The following is a 26,154-nucleotide window of genomic DNA, read 5'->3' as shown; positions in this document are numbered from 1 at the left end:
GCCGCCGGCAGCGGGGCGACACCAAGACAGCATGCCCAGAACGACGGCCCCTTCGCGCCTCCTGTTCGCCTGGTACGCCGCCGGGATGGTTCATCTTCCTTTTGTGCTCCGCTGCTACGGCGGTCACCGGCCAACCAGACGGCCAGTGCAGGCCAGTTCGGCCCGTCGTGGACCTCAACGCCGGGATAACCGCACCATCAGCGCGGTGCAGCTGGAAAGGTGGGAGGGCTCACATCCACGTATCGGGAGAATGCTCGGCATGGCTGTCATCCACCACACCCGCCTCAAACCGACCAAACTGGAACTCCTCGCCTCCTGGCTCCCCTCCCGTCCGTGGTACCGCGACAGCGCGGGAGGGCCGAAGCTGGCCAACGCCGGTGGCTTCCGGCTGGACGATCCGCAAGGCGAGGTCGGGATCGAGTTCATCGTGGTCACCGACGCCTCCGGACCTGGCCCTACCGCCTACCTCGTTCCGCTCACCTATCGCGGCGCCCCGCTCGACCGGGCCGAGCACGCCCTCGTCGGCACCATGGAGCACGGAGTGCTGGGGCGGCGCTGGGTCTACGACGGCTGCCACGACCCGGTGCTGATCGACCAGTTGCCGGCTCTGATCGAGGGCCGGGCCCAGGCCCAGGACCAGAACACCACCGGCGTCCCGGCCCGGGACGTCACCTGCGCCTATGCCGGCGAAGGCCCCATCCCCATGAGCCTCGCCACAGCTGCCACCGAAACCCAGGAGAGCACGGAACTGCCCACGCTGAACGGCGCGAGCCTCCGATTGCACCGGGCACTTCGGCCCGCCCCGGACGCCTCGCCCCTCTCCCCGGGGGGAACGACCGGTCACGTCGCCGGCTCCTGGCACATGCCGGATGGCAGCCGGGCCGTGGGCCTGTTCGCCACCTTGCACACCGGACCTCGGAGCTAAGGGCTGTGCCGTAGGTTCTCGCAAACCCGGGAAACCTGACGCTCCGGCCCGAGGGGATCGCGGCGCACGCAAACCGGAACCGAGCCCGCCGCCTCCGTCGGCTCCCGGCACGGAAACCGTTCGCCGGACAGGCCGACGCTCTGTTTGGCTCGTCCCATGAATGATCTCCAGATCCGCTGCGCCACCCTCTCGGACATCGACACCGTGTTGCAGTTCTGGCGCGACGCCGCGGAAGGAACGAGCATCAGCGACGACCACGACGGAGTGGCCCGACTTGTGACCCGAGACCCCGAAGCGCTGCTCCTGGCCGAGCGCGACGGCACCCTCGCGGGAACCGTGATAGCCGGCTTCGACGGATGGCGCTGCCACCTCTACCGGCTGGCCGTACACCCCGGGCACCGCAGGCAGGGCATCGGCGGTGCGCTGCTGACAGCCGCCGAGGAGCGGTTCCGTGCGCTGGGCGGCCGGCGCGGCGATGCGATGGTGCTGGACCACAATGAAGCGGCGCAGCATGCGTGGCGCGCGGCGGACTACGCGCCCGAGCCGCAGTGGAGCCGCTGGGTCAAGCATCTCGACGGCTGAGCGGAGCCCCCCGGCCGGCACCGACGCACCGACGCACCGACGCACCGACGCACAAAGAGCCCGCCCCGGCCCGCGGCACGGGACGGGCTCGCCCCGGCCCGCGGCACGGGACGGGCTCGCCTCGGTCATCCACTTTGCTGATCCTTTACCATGGAGTCTCCCCTCCCCCGAGTGAAAGGTGTGTGAGCGTCCAGCCATGGACGAGCCTCCTAGTCGTCGATCATCCTTTCGACAGAGCGCGAACCTCCCGATCCTGTTCGATCATGGGACGGAGGTGACTCGATGATCGACCTGCTCTTTCTGGGCGTGGCACTCCTTCTGACCCTGGCCTGCGGGGTCTTCGTCGCCGCCGAGTTCTCCCTGACGACCGTCGAGCGCAGCGACCTCGAACGCGCCGCCGAGCGCGGCGACCGGGGCGCGGACAGCGGGCTGAAGGCGGTCCGCAGCCTCACCTTCCAGCTCTCCGGCGCCCAGCTCGGCATCACCGTCACCGGCCTGGTCATCGGCATGCTGTCCAAACCGGCGATCGCCACTCTGCTGGCGGGACCGCTGGACGCGATGGGCCTGCCGCATTCGGTGGCGGAATCGGCCGCCCTGGTGCTCGGAACGGCGATCTCGACCGTCGTCCTGATGGTCGTCGGCGAGCTGGTGCCGAAGAACTGGGCCATCTCCGACCCGCTGGTCATCGCGAAGCGGGTCGCCACCGCGCAGCGCGGCTTCAGTGCCGCCTTCAAGCCGCTGATCCGGCATCTCAACAATGCCGCGAACCGCATGGTCCGCCGGATGGGTCTGGAGCCCGCCGAGGAACTGGCCTCGGCGCGCGGTCCGCAGGAGCTGGTGGCACTCGCGCGGCACTCCGCCAAGGAAGGCGCGCTGGAGCCCGACACCGCCGAGCTGTTCGTCCGCACCCTCAACCTCGCCGATCTGACCGCGGAGAACGTCATGACCCCGCGAGTACAGGTGATCGCGCTGGAGGTGCAGTCCACCGCGGAGGATGTGGCCAATGCGACCCGGGCGACCGGACTGTCCCGCTTCCCCGTCTACCGCGGCAGCCTGGACAGTGTCGTCGGGGTGGCGCACATCAAGGACGTCCTCACCGTCCCGGCCGGACGCCGGCCGCGGCATCCGGTGTCCGAGCTGGTGCGCGAGCCGCTGCTGGTGCCCACGACGCTGACCGTGGACCGGCTGCTGGACCGGCTCTCCGGCAGGCGCACGATGGCCGTGGTCATCGACGAATACGGCGGCACGGCCGGCGTGGTGACCCTGGAGGACATCGTCGAGGAAGTGGTCGGTGAGGTCCGCGACGAACACGATCCGATGGAGACCCCCGACCTGGCGCCGGCCGGCACCGACGCCGAGGGCCGCAGGGTCTACCAGGCCGACGGCTCCGCTCGCACCGACCAGCTGCAGCGGATCGGTCTGTGGCTGCCCGAGGGCCCGTACGAGACCCTCGCCGGACTGGTCGCCACCGAACTCGGCCGCATACCGGTGGCCGGCGACACCCTGGAGGTGGCCGGCTGGCGGATGGACGTGCTGGACGCCTCCGGTCATCGTGCCGCGCGGGTGCTGCTGCACGCCCCGCTCCCGGGCAGCCACGACGAGCAGGACGCGGAGGCCCGCCGATGATCGGGGTGCAGCTTTTCGTGGGCCTGCTGACGCTGGTCGTCAACGCCTTCTTCGTGGGCGCCGAATTCGCCCTGATCTCGGTGCGTCGCAGCCAGATCGAGCCGTACGCCGAGCGCGGTGACCGCCGGGCGACCAGCGTGATGTGGGGTCTGCAGCATGTCTCGGCCCTGCTGGCGGCCGCCCAGCTCGGCATCACGCTGTGCACCCTGGTGCTGGGCGCGGTCGCCGAGCCGGCCATCGCGCATCTCCTGGAGCCGGTGTTCCACGCGGTGGGGATCTCGGCGACGCTGATCCATCCGATCTCGTTCGTGATCGCGCTGTCGCTGGCCACCTATCTGCACATGCTCTTCGGCGAGATGGTGCCGAAGAACGTCGCACTGGCCGAGCCGGTCCGCAGCGCCCTGATGCTCGGGCCGCCGCTGGTCGCGCTGACCCGGGCGCTGCGCCCGGTGATCTTCGCGATCAATGCACTCGCCAATGCACTGCTCAAGCTGCTGCGGGTGGAGACCAGGGACGAGGTCGCCGCGACCTTCTCGGACGACCAGCTGGCGAAGATGGTCGAGGATTCGCGGGCGGCCGGGCTGCTCGACGAACGGGCGCAGGAGCGGCTGCGGGACGCCCTGGAGCTGGGCCGCCGCCCGGTCAGGGATGTGGTGCTGCCGGTCGAGAAGGTCGTCTCCGCGCGGATGGGGACCACGCCCGAGGAGCTGGAGCAGCTGGCCGCCGAGTCCGGCTTCTCCCGCTTCCCCGTCGTCGACGACACCCGCCGCATCCTCGGCTATCTGCACGTCAAGGACGCGCTGGACGCCACCCCGCGCGAGGTGCCCTTCCCGGTGTCCGCGCTGCGCCCGATCGCCCGGGTCAAGGCCTCGACGCTGCTGGACGACGTGCTGACGGCGATGCGCGGATCCCGTACGCATCTGGCCGCGGTGATCGGCGAGGACGGGCGGCTGGCCGGGCTGGTGACGATGGAGGACGTGCTCCGGGAGCTGGTGCTGCAGCGGCCCGCGGCCTGACGAAGGGGCGGCAGCAGCCCGAGCGTCCGATCGATCGGTGGGATGGTTGACCGATCGGTCGGACGCGTGCTTGCTCAGACGCATACCCGCCCACCCCGGTCACCATCGCACTGGCGCTGCAGGACGCGGAGCACACGATGATCCGGTCCGGGCTCGACGGCACACTCGACGCGCGCCGGCTGCCGGTGCCGATGCGGTTGCTGCGGCGGGTGCGGCGGGTGCCGCCACTGCGGACGGTGGCCGGCTATCCGGGCGGGGTCGGGTCCGCCCGGAGCGGGCTCCCGGCTTCGCCCGGGTAAGGCCCGGCGCTCGATCGCGTTGGGGGTGAGCTCCGCCGGCTCCGCGGCCGCGGCGTCCAGGTCGAGCTCCGGGTGGACCAGCCAGTGCGCGATCACCCCGCCGATCACCCCGCCGACCGCCCCGCCGATTGACAGGGCAACGGTATGGACCTCGAACTCCCGGTGCACGTCAGGCTCCTGACTTACCGTCAGAAATAGGCCGAGGGTCCACCAGCGGCCGCAGGCGCCGTGCGCGCCGGGCGCCTTCAGCCGGGCGCCTCCCCCGCCCTTCGCTCAAGCGGCATCCGTACCCCGCAGGCACCGGGCGCACCGCCGCGGACCGGGCCATACCGCGCGGTATGGCGAGCGGTAGGATCACCGCGCCATGGAAATGAATGCTCACTACACCAGTTTCGTCGCGGTCGGCGACAGCTTCACCGAGGGAATGTCGGACGGACTCCCGGACGGCTCGTACCGCGGCTGGGCCGACCTTCTCGCCGCCCGGCTGGCGGCCGCCTCGCCCGGTTTCCGGTACGCCAATCTCGCGGTGCGCGGCAAGCTCATCGGGCAGATAGCCGACGAGCAGTGCGGGCCGGCCGCCTCGATGGGCGCCGACCTGGTCACGCTGGTCGGCGGGCTCAATGACGTCCTGCGCCCCCAGTGCGAGGTGGAGCAGGTGTGCGCGCGGTTCGAGGACGCCGCGGCGCTGCTGGCGCGGGGCGGCGGGCAGCTGGTGCTGATGCGCAGTCCGGCACGGCAGGGACCGGTGCTGGAGCGCTTCCGGCCGCGGATGGAGCGGTTGTTCGCACGGATCGACGAGGTGGCCGCGCGGCACGGTGCAGTGGTCGTGGACCTGTACGCGTCGCGGGCGCTGTCCGACCCCCGGCTGTGGGCCGATGACCGGCTGCACCTGAACGCCGAGGGGCACCGCCGGGTGGCGGAGGCCGTCTGGCAGGCGCTCGGACTGCCCGCCGAGTCGGACTGGGACGCACCGCTGCCGACCGCCGGTCCGCCGGGCTGGGGTGCGCGTCGCGCCGGGGATCTGCGCTTCGCGCGCGAGCATCTGGTGCCATGGATAGGCCGGCGGCTCACCGGCCGCTCCTCGGGCGACGGCCGGCCGGCGAAGCGGCCCGAGCTGCTGCCGTACGAGGGCTGACATCCCGCTCCGCGCCGGGTGCCGCACCCGGCGTCCGGGCTTGGAGAAATGCTTGAAGGAATGCTTGGAGGAACGTACAGCCGGGACCGGGCCGCCGGCCTGCGCAAAGCGCCAGTAGACTCTCACCACGTGACTGCTGTGTCTGCGAAGCCTCGCATCCCCAATGTCCTGGCCGGCCGCTACGCCTCCGCGGAGCTGGCCGTGCTGTGGTCCCCCGAGTACAAGGTCAAGCTGGAGCGGAAGCTGTGGCTTGCCGTGCTGCGCGCGCAGCGGGACCTGGGGGTGGAGGTCCCCGAGCAGGCGCTCGCCGACTACGAGCGGGTCCTGGAGACCGTCGACCTGGCCTCCATCGCCGAGCGCGAGAAGGTCACCCGGCACGACGTCAAGGCCCGCATCGAGGAGTTCAACGCCCTCGCCGGCCATGAGCAGGTCCACAAGGGCATGACGTCCCGCGACCTGACGGAGAACGTCGAGCAGCTGCAGGTGCGGCTGTCCCTGGAGCTGATGCGGGACCGTACGGTCGCCGTGCTGGCGCGCCTGGGCTCGCTGGCCGGCCAGCACGCCGAGCTGGTGATGGCGGGCCGCTCGCACAACGTCGCCGCCCAGACCACGACGCTGGGCAAGCGCTTCGCGACCGCGGCCGACGAGCTGCTGGTGGCGTACGGCCGGCTGGAGGATCTGCTCACCCGCTACCCGCTGCGCGGCATCAAGGGCCCGGTCGGCACCGCTCAGGACATGCTCGACCTGCTCGGCGGTGACGCCGCCAAGCTCGCCGACCTGGAGCAGCGGATCGCCGCGCACCTCGGCTTCGGCCAGGCCTTCACCTCCGTCGGCCAGGTCTACCCGCGCTCGCTCGACTACGACGTGGTCACCTCGCTGGTGCAGCTGGCCGCCGCCCCGTCCTCGCTGGCCAAGACCATCCGGCTGATGGCCGGGCACGAGCTGGTCACCGAGGGCTTCAAGCCCGGCCAGGTCGGCTCCTCGGCGATGCCGCACAAGATGAACACCCGCTCCTGCGAGCGCGTCAACGGTCTGATGGTGATCCTGCGCGGCTATGCCTCGATGGCCGGGGAGCTCTCCGGTGACCAGTGGAACGAGGGCGATGTGTCCTGCTCGGTGGTGCGCCGGGTCGCGCTGCCGGACTCGTTCTTCGCACTGGACGGCCTGCTGGAGACGTTCCTGACCGTGCTCGACGAGTTCGGCGCCTTCCCCGCCGTCATCGCCCGCGAGCTGGACCGCTATCTGCCCTTCCTCGCCACCACGAAGGTGCTGATGGGTGCCGTACGCGCCGGTGTGGGCCGCGAGGAGGCGCACGAGGCGATCAAGGAGAACGCGGTCGCGTCGGCGCTGGCCATGCGCGAGCAGGGCGCGGAGCGCAACGAGCTGCTGGACAAGCTGGCCGCGGATGCGCGGATCCCGCTGGACAAGGCGCAGTTGGACGCACTGATGGCGGACAAGCTCTCCTTCACCGGCGCGGCGGCCGACCAGGTGGCGTCCGTCATCGCCCGGATCGAGGAGATCGCCAAGCAGCACCCGGAGGCCGCGGCGTACGCCCCCGGCTCGATCCTCTGACGCGAGGGCCCGTGCGTTTCACCCCCGAAGAGCTGGCAGCCGCTCGCGACCGCCTCGTCCCCGACGTGGCCGCGAGCGGCCTTCGCGTGCTCTTCTGCGGTATCAACCCCGGGCTGATGACGGCGGCCACCGGCCACCACTTCGCCCGGCCCGGGAACCGCTTCTGGCCGGCCCTGTACGCCGCCGGGTTCACCCCGCGGCAGTTCCGGCCCGCCGAGCAGGAGGAGTTGCTCGCCCATGGCCTCGGCATCACCAATGTCGTGGCCCGGGCGACCGCCAGGGCCGACGAGCTGACCGCACAGGAGTACCGCGAGGGCGGCCGGCTGCTGGCCGAGAAGGTGGCCCGGCTGCGCCCGCGCTGGCTCGCCGTCGCCGGTGTCACCGCTTATCGCGTCGCCTTCGACGACAAGCACGCGAAGATCGGCCCGCAGGAGCGCACCCTGGGCGGCACCCGTATCTGGGCGCTGCCCAACCCGAGCGGGCTGAACGCCCATTGGACGCCGGCGACTCTGGCCGAGGAGTACGGACGGCTGCGCGCCGCGGCGTTCACGGCGGACGACGACGCGTGAGGCGCTGACGGCGGACGCGACGACACGTGCGGCGCCGCCGGCGGACGCGTCGACACGTGCGGCGCCGCCGGCGGACGCGTCGACACGTGCGGCGCCGCCGGCGGGCGCGTCGACACGTGCGGCGCTGACGGCGGGTGCCCGGCGGCGGAGGCGCTGACGGCGGGTGCCGGTCGGCCGGGGTGAGGTCACCGGGTGCCGTGCCCGTACGCGGCCCGTGCGCACCCGGCCCCGGCCGCTCCACCACCGTTCGGCCGCACGTCATCTGCCAGCCGTGTACATGTCAGCGTTGCGGTTCTACGCTATCGCCGCCCGCGCACCCCCCTCTTCCGTACGGAGGCCCCCGTGCCTGCTCCGTCGTCCGCGCCTTCCGCCTCCTCCCCCCACCGCATCCGCCGCTCACGCCGTCGCAGGGCGGGCGCGCTCGCCGGGGCGTTCGCCCTCGCCACCACCGGACTCGGCGTCTGGGCAGGCAACGGCTTCGGCGCCGAGCCGGCCGTGGCCGCCGTGCCGACCCCCGACCATGTGGTCGTGGTGGTCTTCGAGAACCATGCCTACGGCCAGGTGATCGGCAGCTCCGGCGCCCCGTACATCAACTCCCTGGCCTCCGGGGGTGCCAGTCTCACCGCCTCCTACGCCGAGACCCACCCCAGCCAGCCCAACTACTACGCCCTCTTCTCCGGTGACACCCAGGGCGTCACCGACGACAGCTGCGTCGACCCGGGCTTCAGCGGCGCCCCCAACCTCGCCTCCGAGGTGACGGCGGCCGGCAAGTCCTGGGCGAGCTACAACGAGTCGCTGCCGTCCGAGGGCTCCACCACCTGCAAGAGCGGCAAGTACGCGCAGAAGCACAACCCGTGGTTCGGCTTCAGCAATGTCGCCACCGGCTCGGCGCACACCTTCGACGCGTTCCCCACCGACTTCTCGAAGCTGCCGACCGTCTCCTTCGTCGTGCCGAACCTGTGCAGCGATATGCACGACTGCTCGGTCTCCAGCGGTGACACCTGGCTGAAGGACCACCTCAAGAGCTATGCGGACTGGGCCACGACCCACAACAGCCTGCTGCTGCTCACCTTCGACGAGGACAACCGGCTCAGCGGAAACCGCATCCCGACCGTGCTCTACGGCCAGCCGGTCAAGGCGGGCGCCACCTCCGCCACCACGTACAACCACTACGACGTCCTGCGCACTCTTGAGGACATGTACGGCACCTCGCACGCGGGCAACGCCGCCAACGCCAAGGACATCAGCGGCATCTGGGCCGGCTGACGTGTATCTCGCGGACCGCCGCTCCGCCCCCTCGCCCTCCGCTCCGCCGGGTGACCGGCGTGCCAGGACGGATCGCCGCCCGCGCCGGGGCGCCGTGTCCGCCCTCCCCTCGACGGTGCTCGTGCTGGGCACCGTCAGCCTCATCACGGACATCTCCTCGGAGATGGTCACCGCCGTGCTCCCGCTCTACCTCGTTACCGAACTCGGCCTGTCCCCTTGGGGGTTCGGGGTGCTGGACGGGGTCTACAACGGGGTGAGCGCGCTGGTCCGGCTGGTGGGGGGCCGGCTGTCGGACCGGGGCGGGGGCGGCGGCCACAAGGCGGTGGCCGCGGTGGGGTACGGGCTCTCCGCCCTGTGCAAGCCGCTGTTGCTGATGGTGCACTCGCTGCCGTTGATCGGGGCGGTGCTGGCGGTGGACCGTACGGGGAAAGGGCTGCGGACCGCGCCGCGGGACGCGATGATCTCCCTGGCAGCCGAACCGGCCGTCCGGGGGCGGGCGTTCGGGGTGCACCGGGCCATGGACACGGCGGGCGCGCTGTGCGGGCCGCTGGTGGCGTTCGTGCTGCTGCGGGCGGCGGCGGAAGGCTATGACGCGGTCTTCACGGTCAGCTTCTGTGTGGCCGTGCTGGGTGTGGTCGTCCTTCTGCTGTTCGTCCCGCGCCGCCTCCCGGATGCCGCACAGGCCGCTGCCGACCGGGCTCCGGCCGGGCCCCGGACGCCGGTGCGCGCCCTGCTGGGGCGGCCGGAGGTGCGTCGGCTGACCGGGTGTGCCGTGCTGCTGGGACTGACCACCGTCAGCGACTCCTTCCTGTATCTGACCCTGCAGCGGCGGCTGGATCTGCCGACGGGCTGGTTCCCGCTGCTTCCGCTGGGCACGGCCGCGGCGTTCTTGCTGCTGGCGGTGCCGTTGGGGACCGTCGCCGACCGGATCGGCCGCCGACGGCTGTTCCTTGCCGGACATCTGGCGCTGCTGGGTGCCTACGGGCTGCTGCTGGTCCCGTCGGCCGGCGGGGCGGCCCTGGTCTGTGCCGTGCTGGTGCTGCACGGCGCGTTCTATGCGGCGACCGACGGAGTGCTGGCGGCGGCGACCGCCGATGCGGTGCCCGAGGACGTCCGCGGCAGCGGTCTGGCCGTGGTGCAGACCGGCCAGACCGCCGCCCGCTTCGTCTGCTCCCTCGCCTTCGGTGCCGCCTGGACCGCCTGGGGAGACCGCACCGCCGTCCTGACCGCCGTCATCGGCCTGGCGCTCGCCGCGGCCGTCAGTGCATGCCTCCTGCGCCGTGCCGTCCCGGCGCCGGCCTCGAACTCCCCCTCGGAGAAGACACGGTGAGCCGCAGCCCCTTCAGTCGCACCTCCTTGAGCCGCAGCGCCTTGAGCCGCAGCCCTTTGAGCCGCAGGGCGCGCCTGTCCCTCCTGCTCGTCACCGTCCTCGTGCTCGGCGGGGTCGCGGTCGGCGCGACGCTGCACGCCGCAGGACGCGCCGCCCGCAAGGAGCACACCCAGGCGGGCGGCCCCCCGGTCGCCTCCGGAGCCGTACGCCTGGACGACCCGGACCGCAGCCTCTTCCGCACCATGGCCTGGGGCCCGCACCGCGACGAGATCACCGCCGTCCCGGCCGGCCGCCTCACCGGCCCGCGGACCGCATCCGGCGTCCGCTGCCTGCGCTTCCACGCGGCCGCCGGCACCGGCCTCTGTCTGCAGGCCGTCCACGGCACCCTCCGCGACACCTACCGGGCCGTGATCCTCGACCACCGCCTGCACCCACTGCGCCACTACGACCTGGCCGGCACCCCCACCCGCGCCCGGGTCTCCCCCAGCGGCCGTACCGTCGCCTGGACGGTCTTCGTCAGCGGGGACTCCTACGCGGGTACCGCCTTCTCCACCCGCACCTCCGTCGTCGACACCCGCGGCCGGCAGCTGGACGCCAATCTGGAGACCTATGCCCTGACTGTCGACGGGCGTCCGGTGCATGCGGCCGATGTGAATGTCTGGGGCGTCACCTTCGCCGACGACACCCACTTCTACGCCACCGCCGCCACGGCCGGAAAGACCTACCTCGTCGGCGGCAACCGCACCACCCGCACCCTCCGGGCGCTGCACCCCAACGTCGAATGCCCCTCACTTTCCCCCGACGGCACCCGGCTCGCGTACAAGAAGCGCGTCAAAGGCGCCGACCCCAACGCTCCGTGGCGTTTGTACGTGCTCGATCTGCGCACCTTGCACGAGAGGGCGACCGGCGAACACCGCAACGTCGACGACCAGGCCGTCTGGCGCGACGACCACACCCTGGTCTACTCCCTGCCGGGCGACTTCGGCTCGGACCTGTGGACCGTCCCCGCCGACGGCACCGGCGCCCCGCACCGGCTCGTCACCGCGGCGCTCGCCCCCGTCTTCCCGCGATGACACCGCGACACCGCCCCTGCGTCACCTCACCTGCGTCACCTCCCCTCCCCCACCGCCGCCAGCAGTTGAAAGGGCAGCTCCCGGTCGCCCTGGCCCACGCCCACCCCGATCCACCGGCCCTCCACCCGCCAGCCGTGCATCCGCGGGACGTATCCGCACAGCGTGTCCAGCGGCGGCGGGACGGGCAGGCCCCTCGCCGACCGTTCCAAGTGGTCGGCGAGATCGACCGTTTCGGGCTCGCCCCACCGTAAGGACAACGCCTGCACCAGCGCCGTCAGCTCGGCCTCGAACTCCTCCGCGGCCTCGGCCACCTCGGCGAGGTCCGCGTCCCAGAAATCCTGGCTGACCCGCAGTCCGGCTATGTGGAACCCCGGCCCGCTCTCGACCATGGCGGACCGGGCCCGGGCAGCGGGGAAATCCCGCAGCCGCAACCGGTCGATGGCGGCCAGATACGCGTCAGTGGTCATGCCGTCAGTAAACCGCCCGGGTCTGACAATTGGCCCTCCCGGAGTGTGCAGAGGCTCCCCGGCCGCGCTGCCGGGTGCGCCGGCGCGCGATCACATCGCCGCCGTAAGACCGTTGATCATGCGGTCGAGGAGACGGTCGAAGACGGCTTGCGGGGCCGGGTCGTTGCCCGTCGCCGCCAGGGCCTGTGCGAGATGGGGAAAGCTGCCTGCGGCGGCAGCGGACTTGAGGTAGCCGGCCTGTGCATCGAGGAGTTCGCCGGAGGTGCTTCCGGCCGCCTCGACCGCCCGCTCCTGGGCGAGTTCGTACAGGACGTGGCTGGCCACGAAGCCGGTGAGCAGGCTGAAGGTCTCCAGCCTCGCCCGGGCATCGAGGCCGGCCGGGGCGAGTACGGCGAGGGTGTGCTCCCAGACGGCGAGGGTGTTGGGGCCGAGCGTCTGCTGTGCGGGCAGGGCGCCGGGCAGCCAGGGGTGGCGGTGCATGATCGCGCGCTGTTCGTGGGCGATCCGCCGGAGGTCGGCGCGCCAGTCGCCGGAGGGCTCGGGCGGCAGCCGGTGGTCGCCGCTCACCTGGTCGATCATGAGCTCCAGCAGCGTCTCCTTATTGGGGACATAGCTGTAGAGGGACATCGTTCCCGCGCCGATCCGCCCCGCGACCGCGCGCATCGTGACCGCGGCGAGCCCTTCGGCGTCGGCGAGGGCAACGGCCTCGGCAGTGATCGCGGCGCGGTCGTGTGCCGGCGGCCTGCCCCGCCGCTGGCGTTCGGCCCGCGACCAGAGCAGTTCGGGATCCACACCGGTATGACGGCCGGATGAGCCTCCTGTACGGGCCACGGCAACCTCTCCTCAGTCCTGGGGCCATCCCACCACACGCTATTCTCGTACAACGTACGGAAAAATATGCCGGTCCTGCTCCGGGAATCGAGGCACCATGACGACGGCGACACACCACTCCTCCGCGAAGAAGCCGCCCCTGCACACCCGCGCCATACGGCGCACCTTCCGGGGCCTGCCGCCCAAGCTCCACGACATCGCCTACGAGCCCGGCCTCGTGGTCCCCGCGGCGGACGGCAGCGCACTGCTGACCGACCACTACTTCCCCCTGGCCGACGGCGACTTGCCCACCCTCCTGGTCCGCTCGCCGTACGGCCGGGGCTTCCCCTGGGCGCCCATGTACGGCGTGCTCTTCGCCGAACAGGGCTTCCACGTCGTCCTGCAGAGCTGCCGCGGCACCGGAGGGTCCGGCGGCGGGTTCGACCTGTGGCGCCACGAGGCCGACGACGGCCGGGCCACCGTCGCCTGGCTGCGCCGGCAGTCCTGGTTCACGGGCGTGCTGGGCACGATCGGCGCCAGCTACCTGGGCTACGTCCAGTGGGCGCTCGCCCTGGACCCGCCGCCGGAACTGCGCGCGATGGTGATCCAGATCGGCCTGCACGACCTGCACGGCTACTTCCACCCCGGCGGCGCCTTCGCGCTGGAGAGCACCCTTGCCACCTCCATGGGCATGGTGCATCAGCACCGGGGCATATCGAGGTTTCTGTGGGCCGCACTACGACTGCAGCGCCACCTCCGCACGATCACGCGCACCCTTCCACTCGGCACGGCCTATGTGCCCGGGCTGGGCGAAAGGGTGCCGTTCCTGGAGCAGGCGATGGCCCGCCCCGAGCCGGCGGACGCGCACTGGCAAGGAGCGGACCTGGGACCCGTGGCCGAAGGCCTGAGGGTGCCGACCAGTCTGATCACCGGCTGGCACGACGTGGCCCTCGACCAGACCCTGCAGCAGTACGGCAGACTGCGGCAGGCCGGCTGCGACCGGCGCGTGCTCGTCGGCCCCTGGACGCACAACTCCGCCCTGCAGCACGGCTGGCCGGAAGTCTTCGCCGAAAGCCTCGCCTGGCTGCGCGCCCACCTGTGCGACGACCCGAGCGGCCTGCGGACGACGAAGGCGCGGGTGCACCTGGGCGGCCGGCAGGCCTGGCAGGACCTTCCCGACTGGCCCCCGGCGACCACGGCCCACCGCTGGTACCTCGACGGTGACGGCACCCTGCGCACCCGGCTGTCCGAGAACACCTCGGCGCCGGGGTCCTTCCGCTACGACCCGGCCGATCCGACCCCCTCGGTCGGCGGTCCCGTGCTGTCCGGCAAGGCCGGGCACCAGGACAACACCGCGCTGGAGGCCAGGGACGACGTCCTGACCTTCACCACCGGGCCGCTCACCGAGCCGGTCGACGTCCTCGGGCCGGTGAGCGTGGACCTTCGGGTCGGCACGGACACCGGTCACGCCGATGTCTTCGCCCGGCTCTGCGACGTCGACGACCGGGGCCGCTCGACCAACGTCTGCGACGGGCTGCGGCGGCTGCGGCCCGACCACGCCACGGACACCACCGGAGCCACCCCGGCTGCCGTCACGGTGGCGATGAGTTCCACGGCCTACCGTTTCCCCGCCGGACACCGGATCCGCCTGCAGGTCAGCGGCGGCGCCCACCCACGCTTCGCCCGCAACACCGGCACCGGCGAGCCTCCGGCGACGGCCACCCGGCTCCTACCGGCCGCGGTCTCGCTCCACCACCCGTCCGTGCTCTCCCTTCCCGTGGCGGTCGCGGAGTCCGCAAGCGCCGGTCCCGACCGCTGACGGAACCGCGGGCGCCTGCGCCACCACCGCAGCGCAGGCGCTGTCCGCAGCGGTACTCCCTCGCGGACCCGTACCCGGGTGAGCCGCTTCACCGCCCGGGGCTTCCGTCATGTCCTCACTCAACCGGCCGGTTCGGACAACTGGCGTGGGCCCGAGCCGTCAGACATCCCGGCGCAGTAGTGACCGCAGCCCCGCCGCCGCTGCCAGCGCCGCCCAGCCGGCCATCACCGCGATGCCGGACCACGCCCCGAGCGCCCCCTCGGGCGCAAGGTGCAGAATCTGCTGCCCCGCCCGGTCGGGCAGGAACTGGCCCACCTCCTTGGTGGCGTCCAGGGAGCCGAACAGCGGGCCGAGAGAGAGGAAGAGCGGGACCAGGAGGCTCAGGGTCCCGACGGGGCTGCGCAGCAGCGCGGCGACACCGGCGGAGAACACCGCGAGCAGCCCGAAGTAGATCCCGCATCCGACGGCGGACCGCAGCACGCCCGGCGAGCCGATGCTCACGCCCGCCTCGCCGAGCAGCGCCTGCCCCCCGATCCCGGACGCAAAGCCGGCAACCAGCCCGACGGCGAGGGCGAGCCCGCCCACGGTGACGAGCTTGCCCGCGTACAGCAGTCCACGGCGTGGCACGGCGGCCAGCGAGACCCGGATGGAGCCGCTGGACCACTCTCCCGCGACCGCGAGGACGCCGCAGATGATGGCCCCGAACTGGCCGATGTTGAGACCGAAGTAGGCATGGAAGACCGGGTCGGAGGGTGGTTCGGATCCGTCGTAGCTGCCGCAGACGAAGCAGGAGATCGCGAGAGTCACCACCAGGATGGCGGAGAGGCTGTACGACAGGGAACGCAACGAGCGGATCTTCGTCCACTCGGAGCGGAGCACGGCGGTGAACAGCATGGCGTCAGACCTCCTGAGTCTTCGAAGTGGCGGAGACGAACTCGGCTGCGTCTGCGGTCAGCCGCAGATAGGCGTCTTCCAACGAGGGTGCCTCATGGGCGAGTTCGAGGACCGGAATGCTCCGGCGGGCGGCGAGCGCGCCGATATCGGCGGGATCGGCGCCCTCGACCAGCCAGCCTCCGGAGCCGTCCGGTGTCGCCGCCCACCCGGCCCGGGCGAGCTCGGCGTGCAGCCGGGACCCTTCGGGCGTGCGCACCCGGACCCTGTGGTGGGTGTGCTCGCGCAGAAAGGTGTCCATGGTGGTGTCGGCCAGCAGCCGTCCGCGCCCCAGCACGATCAAATGGTCGGCGGTCAGGGCGGTCTCGGTCATCAGATGGCTGGAGATCAGCACCGTACGGCCGTCGGCGGCGAGGCGCCTCAGGAGCCTACGGATCCAGATGATGCCCTCCGGGTCGAGCCCGTTGGCGGGCTCGTCCAGCATCAGCACCGCCGGGTCGCCGAGCAGCGCGGCCGCGATGCCGAGCCGCTGCCGCATCCCGAGCGAGAAGGTCCCGACCCGTTTGCCCGCCACGGCTGACAGCCCGGTCTCCTCCAGGACCTCCGCCACACGCCGTACCGGGATGCGGTTGCTGTGTGCGAGGGCGAGGAGGTGGTCGCGGGCGCGCCGGGCCCCGTGGGCGGCACCCGCGTCGAGCAGCGCCCCGACGTGCCGCAACGGGTCGTCCAGGGCGCGGAAGGCACGGCCGCCGACGGTGGCGGTTCCCGAGGTGGGGCGGTCCAGACCCACGATCATCCGCATGGTGGTGGACTTGCCGGCACCGTTGGGGCCGAGGAACCCGGTGACCCGCCCCGGTTCCACTCGGAAGGTGAGATCGTCCACGGCTCGCACGGTTCCGTAAACCTTCGTCAACTGCTGCACTTCGATGGGGGTCACACCGCAAGAAGGGGTCATGCCGCCAGACTGGCGGCCGTACCCGGCCGCTGGCCTCCCCCGTCGTCGGGGATCGCCTCCCCCGGGCGGGGGAGGCGGCGGGCGGGCGGCCGCTGCCACGATGGCGGGGTGCCCTCCTCGCTCCTGGCCGTCCTCCGCCCGCTCTCCCGGGCCGTCACCTACACCCGCTGGCTGCATCTGCTGATCGCCGCGATGGCCGGCATCGTGACCGGCTTCCTTTACGAAGGAACCTTCCGCACGGGCGGATGGCTGCCGTGGCTGTGGATCGCGGTGCTTCCCGCGCCGCTGCTCGTGCTTGCCGCGCTGATACCGGTGGTCCGCCGCATCGAAGGGCTCCAGGCCCAACTGCTGCTGACGCCGGGACCGCACGGCCTCGAACCGCGCGCCGCGTCCGGGATCGCCACGGCCCCGTCGGCCTCCTGGAGCGAGCGTGGCCGTACGGCGGTGTGGCTGCTGCTGCGGCTCGCGGTGGGTGTCGGCCTGTCGGCCTTGACCGTTCAACTGCCGCTCCTGGCAGGGGCGTTCACGATGGCTGCGGCAGGACATCCCACCCGCCTCACGGGCCTGCCGGCGATCGAGGCACCCCACTGGTGGTACGGGCTGCTCGCACCGCTTCCCCTCGTCCTGCTGTCGGCCGTCGTCGTCGGGGCGGGCTCGCTGACGGCCGGCGCCGCACGGCGGCTGCTGGGCACCTCGGCCGCCGAGCGGCTGGCCGAACTGGAGGCCCGTACGGAGCGCATGATCGAACACAACCGGCTCGCGCAGGAGCTGCACGATTCGATCGGCCACGCGCTGACCGTCACCGTCGTCCAGGCGGGGGCGGCCCGTGCCGCCGGTTCCCCCCAGTTCACCGAGCGGGCGCTGGCCGCCATCGAGGACACCGGACGCCAGGCGCTGGCCGATCTGGAGCGGGCGCTGCGGCTGCTGCGCGAGGACGCTCCCCGGCCCGCCGACCGGCCCACGCTCACCGATGCGCAGCGCCTGCTGGAGTCGGCACGGGCCGCGGGCTCGACCGTTCGTGCCGAACTGAGCGGCCCGTTGGAGACGTTGCCCGGCCCGGTGTCCCGGGAGGGGTACCGCATGGTGCAGGAGGCCCTGACGAATGTACTGCGGCACGCAGGCCCGGTGCCGGTGTCCGTACGCATGGCCGCCTGCGCCGACGCACTGGAACTGGAGGTACGCAACCCGCTGCCCGCCACCCCCCTGGCGCCCGGCGGTGGCGGCCGTGGCCTGCGCGGCATCCGCGAACGGGCCGCGCTGCTCGGCGGCGAGGCCGAGACCGGGCCGGACTGCGGCGAGTGGCGGGTGCACGCCCGTCTCCCCCTGCGCCGACTACGCTGATCCCGTGCCGATTTCCGTACTCCTGGTCGACGACGAGCCGCTGGTGCGCGCGGGGCTGCGCGCCATTCTGGAAGCGCAGGCCGATATCGAGGTGGCGGGCGAGGCGGCCGACGGCGCGTCCGTCGTCCCGCTGGTGCAAAAGCTGCGGCCCGATGTGATCGCCATGGACGTACGGATGCCGCTCCTGGACGGCATCGAGGCGACCCGCGCGGTACTGCGCTCGGTGCCCGAGCCGCCCCGGATCCTCGTCGTCACCACGTTCGAGGAGGACGATTACGTCTACGAGGCGCTGCGCGCGGGCGCGGACGGCTTTCTGCTCAAGCGCTCCCGGCCGGCCGAGATCGTGCACGCGGTGCGGCTCGTTGCCGAGGGCGGATCGCTGTTGCTCCCCGCGGCGCTGCGCACCATGGCGGCCGGCCGCCGCAACGAGCGCGCCCGGGCGGACTTCGAGCGGGCGGCGCTCACCGCACGGGAGCAACAGGTGCTGCGGCTGATGTCCCGAGGACTGTCGAACGGGGAGATCGCCGGCGAGCTCGTGCTGGGCGCCGAGACCGTGAAGACGCATGTCAGCTCGGTGCTGGCGAAGCTGGGAGCCAGGGACCGCACCCAGGCCGTGATCACCGCGTACGAGTCCGGCTTCGTCTCGCCCGGCTGACCGCGGCGAACAGCCCGTACGGGGCTCGCCGCCCACCCGGTGACCGGCTACGATCCGCCACACACGCGAAGTGAGGGAGACGGACGTTGGGGCGGCTCACCGGCGGGGACCCCTCCCTGCTGCGACGGATCAACTCCGCTGTGGTGCTCCATGCGCTGCGCGCCGCGGACTCCCCCACGCTCACCCACCTCGTCCAGGTGACAGGCCTGTCCCGGCCGACGGTCGAGGGCGTGGTCGAGGGGCTCATCGAGACCGGCCTGGTGGTCGAGGCGGCCGCCGAGGAAGGCGGGGCACGCCGCCAGGGGCGGCCGGCCCGCCGGTTCCGGTTCCGTACGGAGGCCGGGCATCTGCTGGGTATCGAGATCGGCCCGCACCGCATCGCGGCCCTGCTGTCCGATCTGAGCGGACGGGTGCTGGCCACCGCGCAACGCCCCGTGGCGGAGAGCGCACCGGCCGACGAGCGGCTGGAGCGGGTCCGCGCCGTGGTGGCCGAGCTACTGCGCCGCACGGGCGTGCCCCGCCGTTCGCTGCGGGCCGTCGGTGTGGCCGGCCCCGGCATCGTGGAGGCGGACGGCACCGTCCGGCTGAGCACGGCGCTGCCCGGCTGGACGGGTCTCCCGCTCGGTGAGCGCCTGCGGCGGTCGTTCCGCTGCCCGGTGCTGGTCGAGAACGACGCGAATGCCGCCGCGGTGGCCGAGCACTGGCAGGGTGCCGCCATCGGCTCCGATGACATCGTTTTCGTGCTGGCCGGACTCAGCCCGGGAGCCGGCTCGCTGATCGGCGGACGCCTGCACCGCGGCTTCGGCGGGGCCGCCGGGGAGATCGGTGCCCTGCATCTGCTCGGCCGCGAGGCGACACCGGAAAAGCTGCTGTCGACGACCGGCGAGCCGCTGCACCCCCTGGACGAGGCGCAGGTCGCGGCGGTTTTCGCGGCGGCGCGGGAGGGGGACGCACAGGCCCGCGAGGCGGTCGGCCGCTTTCTGCGGCGGCTGGTGCACGATGTCGCGGCCCTGGTACTGGCGCTCGACCCGGAGCTGGTGGTGATCGGCGGCTGGGCGGCGGGGCTGGACGGCGTACTGGATCCGCTGCGCGGGGAGTTGGCGCGCTATTGCCTGCGCCCGCCGCAGGTCGTTCTGTCCCGGCTGGGCGAGGCGGCGGTCGCCACCGGGGCGCTGCGGCTCGCGCTCGATCACGTGGAGGGCGAGCTCTTCGCGGTGGAGGGCACGGTGACCGCCCGCCACACGCACCGCGACGCGGTGCCGGGCCGCCACTGACCACTGCTGACCACTGCTGACCACTGCAGTCTGTACGGCACACCGCCGGTCCGCGGCTCAGGACGGGTCACCGCCCGGCCTGCGGCCCCACGCGAACGGGCCCCCACCGGATCGCTGCCCGGCGGGAGCCCGTACCTCGCCCCTTGGGCTGCTCAGCCCGCGAGCAGGGCGACCGCGTCGCTCTCGCCGAAGGTCAGACGACAGGTGTCCGCACGGTAGGTGGAGACCGCGACGGCAGTCGTGCGGCCCCCGGAGACATAGCGGGTGGTGACCACCAGGACGGGTGCGCCGGGGAGCCGGTCCAGTTGCTTGGCGTCCTCCGCACGGGCCGAGCCGAGCTCGACGGTACGGTCCTGGCCGTCCAGCTCCAGCGTCAGCAACGCGTGCAGCACCGCGCGGGCCCGGGCCGGGGCGCCGAGCGAGGCGTCCGGCGCGCAGTCCGGGACCGCGGCCGCCGGGACATACAGCAGCTCGGCGGCGACCGGCCGGCCGTGCGTGACCCGGCTGCGGCGCACGATGTGCACCGGGTCGCCGGAGGCGGTCCCCAGCAGTCCGGCCACCGCGGCGGGCACCGTGTCGCTCTCGACGGCGTCCAGCGGCTGCCAGTCGTCACCGGCGGCGCCGGGCCAGGTGTGGCGGACGGGGTCGACGGCGACGCCGATCCGCGGCGGTGCGACGGTGGTGCCCACACCGCGGCGGCGCTGGAGTCTGCCTTCCAGCTCCAGCTGTTCGAGCGCCTGGCGCAGCGTGGCCCGGGCGACGCCGAACCGCGCGGCCAGATCACGCTCGTTGGGAAGAATCTCACCGACCGCGAACTCCGAGTCCAGCGCCTCGCTGAGCACGGTCTTGAGGTGCCAGTACTTCGGCTCCGGCACCGTTTCGAGCTGCGTGGTCCCCACCCTGTCCTCCGCACTGGCCGTTACCGGGGCTGCGCCCCCGTGGGGCTCGGGCCCACACCCGGGGCGCCGCCTTCGCGGGCCCGCCTGCACGCCCGCCGCTGCGCGGGCCCGCCGGCACGCCCGATAATGAGCGTTTCTTTATTAAAGGTTGTTGCAGTATCCCGACGATATGGCCGCCCCCACCCTTGGTCAAGACCAATCCGGCATCCGTTTCGGACCGGCGCGACCTCCCATACCGACCTCCCGTACCGGCCGCCCGTACCGACCGCCCCGCCCACGCCCTCCTCCACGTCACCCGCTACCGTCACCGGCATGCTCGTCCTCCTCCACACCTCCCCCCTTCACGTCCCGGTCTTCGATGCACTGCGCGACGAGGAGGCCCCCGGCTTGACGCTGGATCACCTCGTACGCCCCGAACTCCTGGACCGGGCAAGGGCACAGGGGCCCGACTCCGTGGCCAAGGACCTCGAAGCCGACCTTGCGGGAGCTGTCCGGGGCGGGGCGCGGGTGGCACTGTGCACGTGCTCGACGCTCGGCTCGGTCGCCGAGGCAGCCGGTGCGGCGCTCGGCCTCTCCGTCCTGCGGGTGGACCGCCCGATGGCCGCGACCGCCGTCGCCACCGGCCCGCGCATCGCCGTACTGGCCACCCTGGAAAGCACCTTCGTCCCCACGAAGGAGCTGATCATGGAGGAGGCCGGCCGGGCCGGCCGCGAGGTCAGCGTCCGAACCGTGCTGGTACCGGGCGCCTGGGAGCGCTTCGAGGCCGGCGACAGCGACGGCTACCTGATGGCGATCGCCTCCGCGGCCCGGGAGATCCGGAACGCCGACGTGATCGTCCTGGCGCAGGGCTCGATGGCACCGGCGGCCGAGGGGCTCGATGTCGGTGTGCCGGTGCTGGCCGGCCCGCGGACCGGTCTGCGGGCCGCCGCTCAACTGGCCACGGGAGACACCGGCTTCTCCGGATTGCGGACGACATAGCCCGTCTGGATCCGGTCGTCCTGGACACCGAACTACATAACGGGGGGGGCCGGCCTGTCCGCGGACTCGATGATCCGCAGCGGGCTTCGGCCCTCCCGGCTGCGTGGCCTGCGGCACCTCCCGTCGTCGCCCCGGCGGCCCCATACCGCTCGGTAGCCACAACTGGCATCGTGTCAGCGCACGCCCGGGACCACCGCAAGCACCGCACCCCCGAGGAGTTCTGATGGCCACCCCGGTCTCCTTCGCCCGTGTCACCCCTGAGGACCGGGCGCCGTTCACGGTCGCCTACGAGCGCAAGGGCGCGGGCGAGCCCGTCGTCCTGTTGCACGGTATCGGCCACCATCTCCAGGCCTGGCGCCCGGTGTGCGACATCCTGGCCGCCTCCCATGAGGTCATCGCCCTCGATCTGCCGGGCTTCGGCGCCTCCCCCGCGCTGCCCGGTGGTTCCTCCTACGCGTTGTCGTCGGTCGTCCCGCTGCTCATCGCGGCGTTCGAGGAGCTCGGTGCCGACCGCCCGCATGTGGTGGGGAACTCGCTGGGCGGGCTGCTCGCCCTGGAGCTGGGGCGCGCGCGGGCCGTCCGGTCGGTCACCGCGCTCTCGCCCGCGGGCTTTTGGACCCCGGCCGAGCGGCGGTACGCCTTCGGCGTGCTGCGCGGTATGTACGCCGGGGCGCAGGCGCTGCCCGAGCCGGTGGTGGAGACCCTGGCCCGCACCGCACTCGGCCGCGCCTCACTGACCGGCACCATCTACGCCCACCCCGGCCGTCGTTCGGCCGCGGCCGTCGTGGCGGAGACCCGGGCACTGCGCGAAGGCCCCGGCTTTGCACCGACGCTGGCGGCCGGCCGGGAGGTGCGGTTCACCGCCGATGTCCCGGACGTCCCGGTGACGATCGGCTGGGGCAGCCGGGACCGCCTGCTGCTCCCCCGCCAGGGCGTGCGCGCCAAGCACACGATTCCGGGCGCGCGGCTGGTACGGCTGCCGGGCTGTGGGCATGTGCCGATGCACGACGATCCGGCGCTGGTGGCGCGGGTCGTCCTCGACACCGTCGGCCGGGGCGCCTCCTAGCGAGTGCGCCGGAAGCCCCCGGCCCGCGGCGGTGCGAGGACTTCTGCGGTGCTCCGTGCCCGGTGCCCGAGCCCCCCGAGCTCCCGGGCGCGCCGGCCGAACGACACGGCGGCCGGTTGTTGCGGCGGCGCGTACCAGGGCCGTAAACGTCGCGGCGAGGTCCTGGCGAACGGCCGGGGGGCTTGCGACCATGGGCCCGGTCCGGTGGATCGCAGGGCCGGGACCGGAGACCCACCCGGCCGGCGGACGGACCGCGGTCGGCGGAGGGTCGGCGGAAGGCGGATGACGGAAGGCGGACGGACCGCGGAAGGCAAACGGGCCGCTGTTCACCGTCCGTTCGGCTGCGGGGCACCGGAAGGCGATACGAACGGGGCGGCAGTGAAGTCGGTCGAGGCATGGAGGTTGGAGATGGCGCAGGGATCCGGCGGCGGCTTCGGACGGCGGTCGCTGCTGCAGGGCGCGGCGGCCGGCTCGGCGGCACTGGCGCTGCCCTCAATCTCCTGTGCCGCGCCGGCGCAGGCCCGCAGCGGGCGGCCGAGCGCCGACTGGGGTGTACAGGTCGGGGATGTGACCACGTCGTCGGGTCTGGTGTGGGTGCGGTCCGACCGGCCGGCCCGGATGGTGGTGCAGACCGCGGCGACCGAGTCGTTCCGCAACGCCCGGACCTGGCACGGCCCGGTGACCGGGGCGGGGACGGACTTCACCGGCGTGACCTCGCTGCACGGCCTGCCGTCCGGTGAGCAGATCCACTACCGGGTGCTGCTCGCCGACCCGGACGATCCCAGGCGGTCCGGCGAGCCGGTCACCGGCACCTTCCGCACGGCGCCCACGGGCCGCAATCCCACCGGTACCTCGCGGTGGGAGTCCCCCCGGACGAAGACGGAGTCCGGGGGAAATGCCGGCCGGGGCAGTGGCGGGCGACGGGAGGGCGTGCGCTTCCACTGGTCGGGGGATCTGGCCGGGCAGGGCTGGGGCATCAGCCCGGACCGCGGCGGCTACCGCATCTACGAGGACATGCGGCGCCGGAATCCGGACTTCTTCCTGTGCAGCGGCGACAACATCTACGCCGACAATCCGATCCCCGAGCGGGTGACCCTGCCGGACGGCCGGATCTGGCGGAATGTGACGACCGAGGAGAAGGCGAAGGTCGCCGAGACGCTGGCGGAGTTCCGCGGCGCGTTCCGCTACAACCTGCTGGACGACAATCTGCGCCGCTTCAACGCCCAGGTGCCGACGATCACCCAGTGGGACGACCACGAGGTGCACAACAACTGGTATCCGGGGCAACTGCTCGACGACGACCGGTACACGGTGAAGGAGACGGATGTGCTGGCCGCGCGCTCGCTGCGCGCGTTCAGCGAGTATTTCCCGATCCGGACGCTGCGGCCCGACCGGGGCGGCCGGGTCTACCGTGTGGTGCACCACGGCCCGCTGCTCGATGTGTTCGTGCTGGACATGCGCCGCTACCGGAACGCCAATTCGCCGGGTCGGCAGACCGACGACCCGCAGGGCATTCTCGGGGCCGAGCAGCTGCGCTGGCTCAAGCGAGAGCTGTCCCGCTCCGCTGCGGTGTGGAAGGTGATCGCCTCCGATATGCCGCTGGGTCTGGTCGTCCCGGACGGCAAGACCCACTTCGAGGCGGTGGCACAGGGCGATCCGGGCGCTCCCCTGGGGCGCGAGCTGCAGCTGGCCGAACTGCTGCGGCACATCAAGCACGCCCGGGTGACCGGCACGGTATGGCTGACGACGGACGTCCACTACACCGCGGCGCAGCACTACGCGCCGGAGCGGGCCGCGTTCAAGGACTTCGAGCCGTTCTGGGAGTTCGTGTCGGGGCCGCTGAACGCGGGTGGATTCCAGGCGTTGAAGCTGGACGGAACATTCGGGCCCGAGCAGCCGTTCATCAAGGCACCGGACCGTGCCAACACCTCTCCCGCGGAGAGTCCGCAGTACTTCGGCGAGATCGATATCGACGGGGAAAGCGGGGAGATGACGGTGCGACTGCGTCAGGAGGGCGGCGAGGTGCTGTTCAGCAAGGTGCTGCAACCGGGACAGGTAGGACAGTAGAGTCCAATGCGTCGATTGCGTCTTTTACCCGTCGGACACAATGTGTTGGTGATCAGGCAACACCTGTGCGCCAGGCTTGTGTGCATGACTCAAGCATCCTCTGCCCGTGCCACCCGCCGTCACCACTGGCGACGGGGCATCATCGAGCTGGCCGCCCTGCTCACCGCCGTGGCGGCGGCCGACGCCCTCGCCCACACCGTCGCACCCGGCCTGCCGGGTCCGGTGATGCTGTGCTCCGCCGCGGTCGCCCTGCTGGCCACGGCCGGCTGCCACGTCTGGTGGTCACGACGCCACGAAAACGCCCCGCCGCCGACCGATACGGGCGCCACGGCGGCGTCCCCGTCCGGACCGGCCCCCGGGGCCGGCGGTCAGGAGACGGTGCTGTGGCGGATGCGGACCACGGTCCGGGACGAGCCCGGCAGCCTGGCCGTGCTGTGCACGGCGCTGGGCGCGCGGCGGGTGGACATCCTCAGCCTGCAGACCCACCCGCTGTCCGAGGGCACGGTCGACGAGTTCCTGCTGCGCGCGCCCGGCGCGCTGACGGCCGCAGAGCTGACCCGCACGGTGACCGACGCGGGCGGCGCGCACAGCTGGCTGGAGCGGGCCGATGCACACGATCTCGTCGATGCGCCGACCCGGATGCTGGGCCTGGCGACCCGTACCGCCCTGGACTCCTCCGAACTCCCCCTCGCGTTGCGCCAGTTGCTGGGACGCTGCACGATTCGTTCGGTGCCCGCGCGCTCACTGCGCGGTCAGCCGCTCGCGGAGCAGGTACCCACGGAGGGCGTGCTGGAGAAGCACCGCATGAAGTTCCGCGACCCCTCGGGGGGTTCGCTCACCATCGAAAGGCCGCAATTGCCGTTCACCCCCGCCGAGTTCGCCCGGGTACGCGCCCTGGTCGACCTGGACGCCAGACTCGGCCAGCGGGTACCCCCGCGGCGTGATGTGCTGACGCTGCCGGAGGGCAACGAGATCACGGTCCGTCGCGCCGACACCTCCGATCTGGCCGCGGCCCGCGAGATGCACGACCGCTGCTCCTCGAAGACGCTGGGGCTGCGCTACCACGGCCCGGTCAGTGACGCGGACCGCTATCTCGGCCATCTGCTCAGCCCGCGGTTCGGCCGCACCCTGGCGGTGGAGACCGCTTCCGGCCGGCTGGTGGCGCTGGGGCATCTGCTGTGGGACGGCGACGAGACCGAGGTCGCCCTGCTGGTCGAGGACGCCTGGCAGCAGCGCGGCATCGGCGCCGAACTGCTGCGCCGGCTGGTGACGATGGCGGCCGAAACGCGCTGCGAGAGTGTCTATGCGATCACCCAGGCCTCGAACACCGGCATGGTGGCGGCGATGCGCGGACTCGGGCTGCCGCTCGACTACCAGATCGAGGAAGGCACGCTGGTGATCACCACCCGCCCCACGGGTATGCCCGCCCGGCGGGAGACCCGGCAGAGCGTACGGATCCAGGACGGCACGGGGCGCCGCTGAGCCCCACCCCGCGGTGACCGGCCGGGCCACGGAATCCGTCGGCCGGGCCACCGGACC

At 72.5% G+C, this 26,154-nt stretch carries 24 protein-coding genes; 18 read left to right on the top strand and 6 right to left on the bottom strand.

What is annotated here, in order from left to right; all coding sequences use genetic code 11:
• Positions 1–259: 259 nt before the first annotated feature.
• The 4 genes from ACF088_RS06985 to ACF088_RS06970 all read left to right on the top strand — a co-directional run bounded on the left by ACF088_RS06985 (position 260) and on the right by ACF088_RS06970 (position 4,149).
• On the top strand, positions 260–925 hold the full coding sequence (locus tag ACF088_RS06985; RefSeq protein ID WP_392374353.1) for a 1,4-alpha-glucan branching protein: 666 nt from the start codon (positions 260–262) through the stop codon (positions 923–925).
• A 156-nt stretch (positions 926–1,081) separates the two neighbouring features.
• On the top strand, positions 1,082–1,507 hold the full coding sequence (locus tag ACF088_RS06980) for a GNAT family N-acetyltransferase (RefSeq protein WP_392374352.1): 426 nt from the start codon (positions 1,082–1,084) through the stop codon (positions 1,505–1,507).
• Positions 1,508–1,789: 282 nt separating this feature from the next.
• A complete protein-coding gene (locus ACF088_RS06975) occupies positions 1,790–3,133 on the top strand; it encodes a hemolysin family protein (protein ID WP_392374351.1) in 1,344 nt (447 codons plus the stop codon).
• Positions 3,130–4,149 carry a hemolysin family protein gene (locus ACF088_RS06970; RefSeq protein ID WP_392374350.1) on the top strand — a complete coding sequence of 340 codons (1,020 nt, stop codon included), beginning with the start codon at positions 3,130–3,132 and terminating at the stop codon, positions 4,147–4,149. Before ACF088_RS06975 ends, ACF088_RS06970 begins: the two co-directional genes overlap by 4 nt.
• Before the next feature lie 74 nt (positions 4,150–4,223).
• Here the strand turns inward: ACF088_RS06970 and ACF088_RS06965 are convergent, their stop codons facing one another.
• Positions 4,224–4,616 (bottom strand): hypothetical protein, encoded by a 393-nt coding sequence (locus ACF088_RS06965; RefSeq protein ID WP_392374349.1) that lies wholly within the window; start codon positions 4,614–4,616, stop codon positions 4,224–4,226.
• Between the two features lie 196 nt (positions 4,617–4,812).
• Here ACF088_RS06965 and ACF088_RS06960 point away from each other — a divergent pair, with 196 nt between their 5' ends.
• The 6 genes from ACF088_RS06960 (at position 4,813) to ACF088_RS06935 (ending at position 11,393) form a co-directional block, all read left to right on the top strand.
• On the top strand, positions 4,813–5,583 hold the full coding sequence (locus tag ACF088_RS06960; RefSeq protein WP_392374348.1) for an SGNH/GDSL hydrolase family protein: 771 nt from the start codon (positions 4,813–4,815) through the stop codon (positions 5,581–5,583).
• A gap of 138 nt (positions 5,584–5,721) precedes the next feature.
• Positions 5,722–7,155: an adenylosuccinate lyase gene (purB, locus tag ACF088_RS06955; protein ID WP_392374979.1), complete on the top strand. Its 1,434-nt coding sequence runs from the start codon at positions 5,722–5,724 to the stop codon at positions 7,153–7,155.
• Positions 7,156–7,166: 11 nt separating this feature from the next.
• Positions 7,167–7,724: a G/U mismatch-specific DNA glycosylase gene (mug, locus tag ACF088_RS06950; protein ID WP_392374347.1), complete on the top strand. Its 558-nt coding sequence runs from the start codon at positions 7,167–7,169 to the stop codon at positions 7,722–7,724.
• A gap of 342 nt (positions 7,725–8,066) precedes the next feature.
• A complete protein-coding gene (locus ACF088_RS06945) occupies positions 8,067–8,990 on the top strand; it encodes an alkaline phosphatase family protein (protein ID WP_392374346.1) in 924 nt (307 codons plus the stop codon).
• Position 8,991: 1 nt separating this feature from the next.
• Positions 8,992–10,320 carry an MFS transporter gene (locus tag ACF088_RS06940; RefSeq protein WP_392374345.1) on the top strand — a complete coding sequence of 443 codons (1,329 nt, stop codon included), beginning with the start codon at positions 8,992–8,994 and terminating at the stop codon, positions 10,318–10,320.
• Between the two features lie 56 nt (positions 10,321–10,376).
• The gene (locus ACF088_RS06935) at positions 10,377–11,393 is read left to right on the top strand and encodes a TolB family protein (RefSeq protein ID WP_392374344.1); all 1,017 of its coding nucleotides are present in this window, start codon (positions 10,377–10,379) and stop codon (positions 11,391–11,393) included.
• Between the two features lie 35 nt (positions 11,394–11,428).
• On the opposite strand, the gene ACF088_RS06930 is transcribed toward ACF088_RS06935, so the two are convergent.
• On the bottom strand, positions 11,429–11,860 hold the full coding sequence (locus tag ACF088_RS06930; RefSeq protein ID WP_392374343.1) for a hypothetical protein: 432 nt from the start codon (positions 11,858–11,860) through the stop codon (positions 11,429–11,431).
• A 90-nt stretch (positions 11,861–11,950) separates the two neighbouring features.
• Positions 11,951–12,691: a TetR/AcrR family transcriptional regulator gene (locus ACF088_RS06925; protein WP_392374342.1), complete on the bottom strand. Its 741-nt coding sequence runs from the start codon at positions 12,689–12,691 to the stop codon at positions 11,951–11,953.
• Positions 12,692–12,788: 97 nt separating this feature from the next.
• Between ACF088_RS06925 and ACF088_RS06920 the strand changes: the two genes are divergently transcribed.
• Positions 12,789–14,489, top strand: coding sequence for a CocE/NonD family hydrolase (locus tag ACF088_RS06920; RefSeq protein WP_392374341.1), 1,701 nt, complete (start codon positions 12,789–12,791; stop codon positions 14,487–14,489).
• 159 nt (positions 14,490–14,648) lie between these two features.
• Here the strand turns inward: ACF088_RS06920 and ACF088_RS06915 are convergent, their stop codons facing one another.
• A complete protein-coding gene (locus tag ACF088_RS06915) occupies positions 14,649–15,383 on the bottom strand; it encodes an ABC transporter permease (protein ID WP_392374340.1) in 735 nt (244 codons plus the stop codon).
• A 4-nt stretch (positions 15,384–15,387) separates the two neighbouring features.
• The gene (locus ACF088_RS06910) at positions 15,388–16,317 is read right to left on the bottom strand and encodes an ATP-binding cassette domain-containing protein (RefSeq protein WP_392374977.1); all 930 of its coding nucleotides are present in this window, start codon (positions 16,315–16,317) and stop codon (positions 15,388–15,390) included.
• A 126-nt stretch (positions 16,318–16,443) separates the two neighbouring features.
• Between ACF088_RS06910 and ACF088_RS06905 the strand changes: the two genes are divergently transcribed.
• From ACF088_RS06905 to ACF088_RS06895, 3 genes are all read left to right on the top strand, one after another.
• Positions 16,444–17,676: a histidine kinase gene (locus ACF088_RS06905; protein WP_392374339.1), complete on the top strand. Its 1,233-nt coding sequence runs from the start codon at positions 16,444–16,446 to the stop codon at positions 17,674–17,676.
• A 4-nt stretch (positions 17,677–17,680) separates the two neighbouring features.
• Positions 17,681–18,331: a response regulator gene (locus tag ACF088_RS06900; RefSeq protein ID WP_392374338.1), complete on the top strand. Its 651-nt coding sequence runs from the start codon at positions 17,681–17,683 to the stop codon at positions 18,329–18,331.
• An 86-nt stretch (positions 18,332–18,417) separates the two neighbouring features.
• Complete coding sequence (locus ACF088_RS06895) at positions 18,418–19,605, top strand: ROK family transcriptional regulator (RefSeq protein WP_392374337.1); 1,188 nt, start codon at positions 18,418–18,420, stop codon at positions 19,603–19,605.
• A 152-nt stretch (positions 19,606–19,757) separates the two neighbouring features.
• On the opposite strand, the gene ACF088_RS06890 is transcribed toward ACF088_RS06895, so the two are convergent.
• Complete coding sequence (locus tag ACF088_RS06890) at positions 19,758–20,504, bottom strand: GntR family transcriptional regulator (protein ID WP_392374336.1); 747 nt, start codon at positions 20,502–20,504, stop codon at positions 19,758–19,760.
• A 312-nt stretch (positions 20,505–20,816) separates the two neighbouring features.
• On the opposite strand from ACF088_RS06890, the gene ACF088_RS06885 reads away from it, so the two are divergent.
• The 4 genes from ACF088_RS06885 to ACF088_RS06870 all read left to right on the top strand — a co-directional run bounded on the left by ACF088_RS06885 (position 20,817) and on the right by ACF088_RS06870 (position 26,097).
• Positions 20,817–21,482: an aspartate/glutamate racemase family protein gene (locus tag ACF088_RS06885; protein ID WP_392374335.1), complete on the top strand. Its 666-nt coding sequence runs from the start codon at positions 20,817–20,819 to the stop codon at positions 21,480–21,482.
• 223 nt (positions 21,483–21,705) lie between these two features.
• A complete protein-coding gene (locus tag ACF088_RS06880; RefSeq protein WP_392374334.1) occupies positions 21,706–22,548 on the top strand; it encodes an alpha/beta fold hydrolase in 843 nt (280 codons plus the stop codon).
• Positions 22,549–22,956: 408 nt separating this feature from the next.
• Positions 22,957–24,615 carry an alkaline phosphatase D family protein gene (locus tag ACF088_RS06875; RefSeq protein ID WP_392374333.1) on the top strand — a complete coding sequence of 553 codons (1,659 nt, stop codon included), beginning with the start codon at positions 22,957–22,959 and terminating at the stop codon, positions 24,613–24,615.
• Positions 24,616–24,699: 84 nt separating this feature from the next.
• Positions 24,700–26,097, top strand: a complete 1,398-nt coding sequence (locus ACF088_RS06870) for a GNAT family N-acetyltransferase (protein ID WP_392374332.1) — start codon at positions 24,700–24,702, stop codon at positions 26,095–26,097.
• Positions 26,098–26,154 lie beyond the last annotated feature (57 nt).

Origin of the sequence: Streptomyces sp. NPDC015125, assembly GCF_043080045.1 — a bacterium.
Lineage (GTDB): Bacteria > Actinomycetota > Actinomycetes > Streptomycetales > Streptomycetaceae > Streptomyces.
The sequence above is the reverse complement of the archived record's forward strand: the minus strand, read 5'-3'. Positions and strand labels throughout refer to the sequence as shown.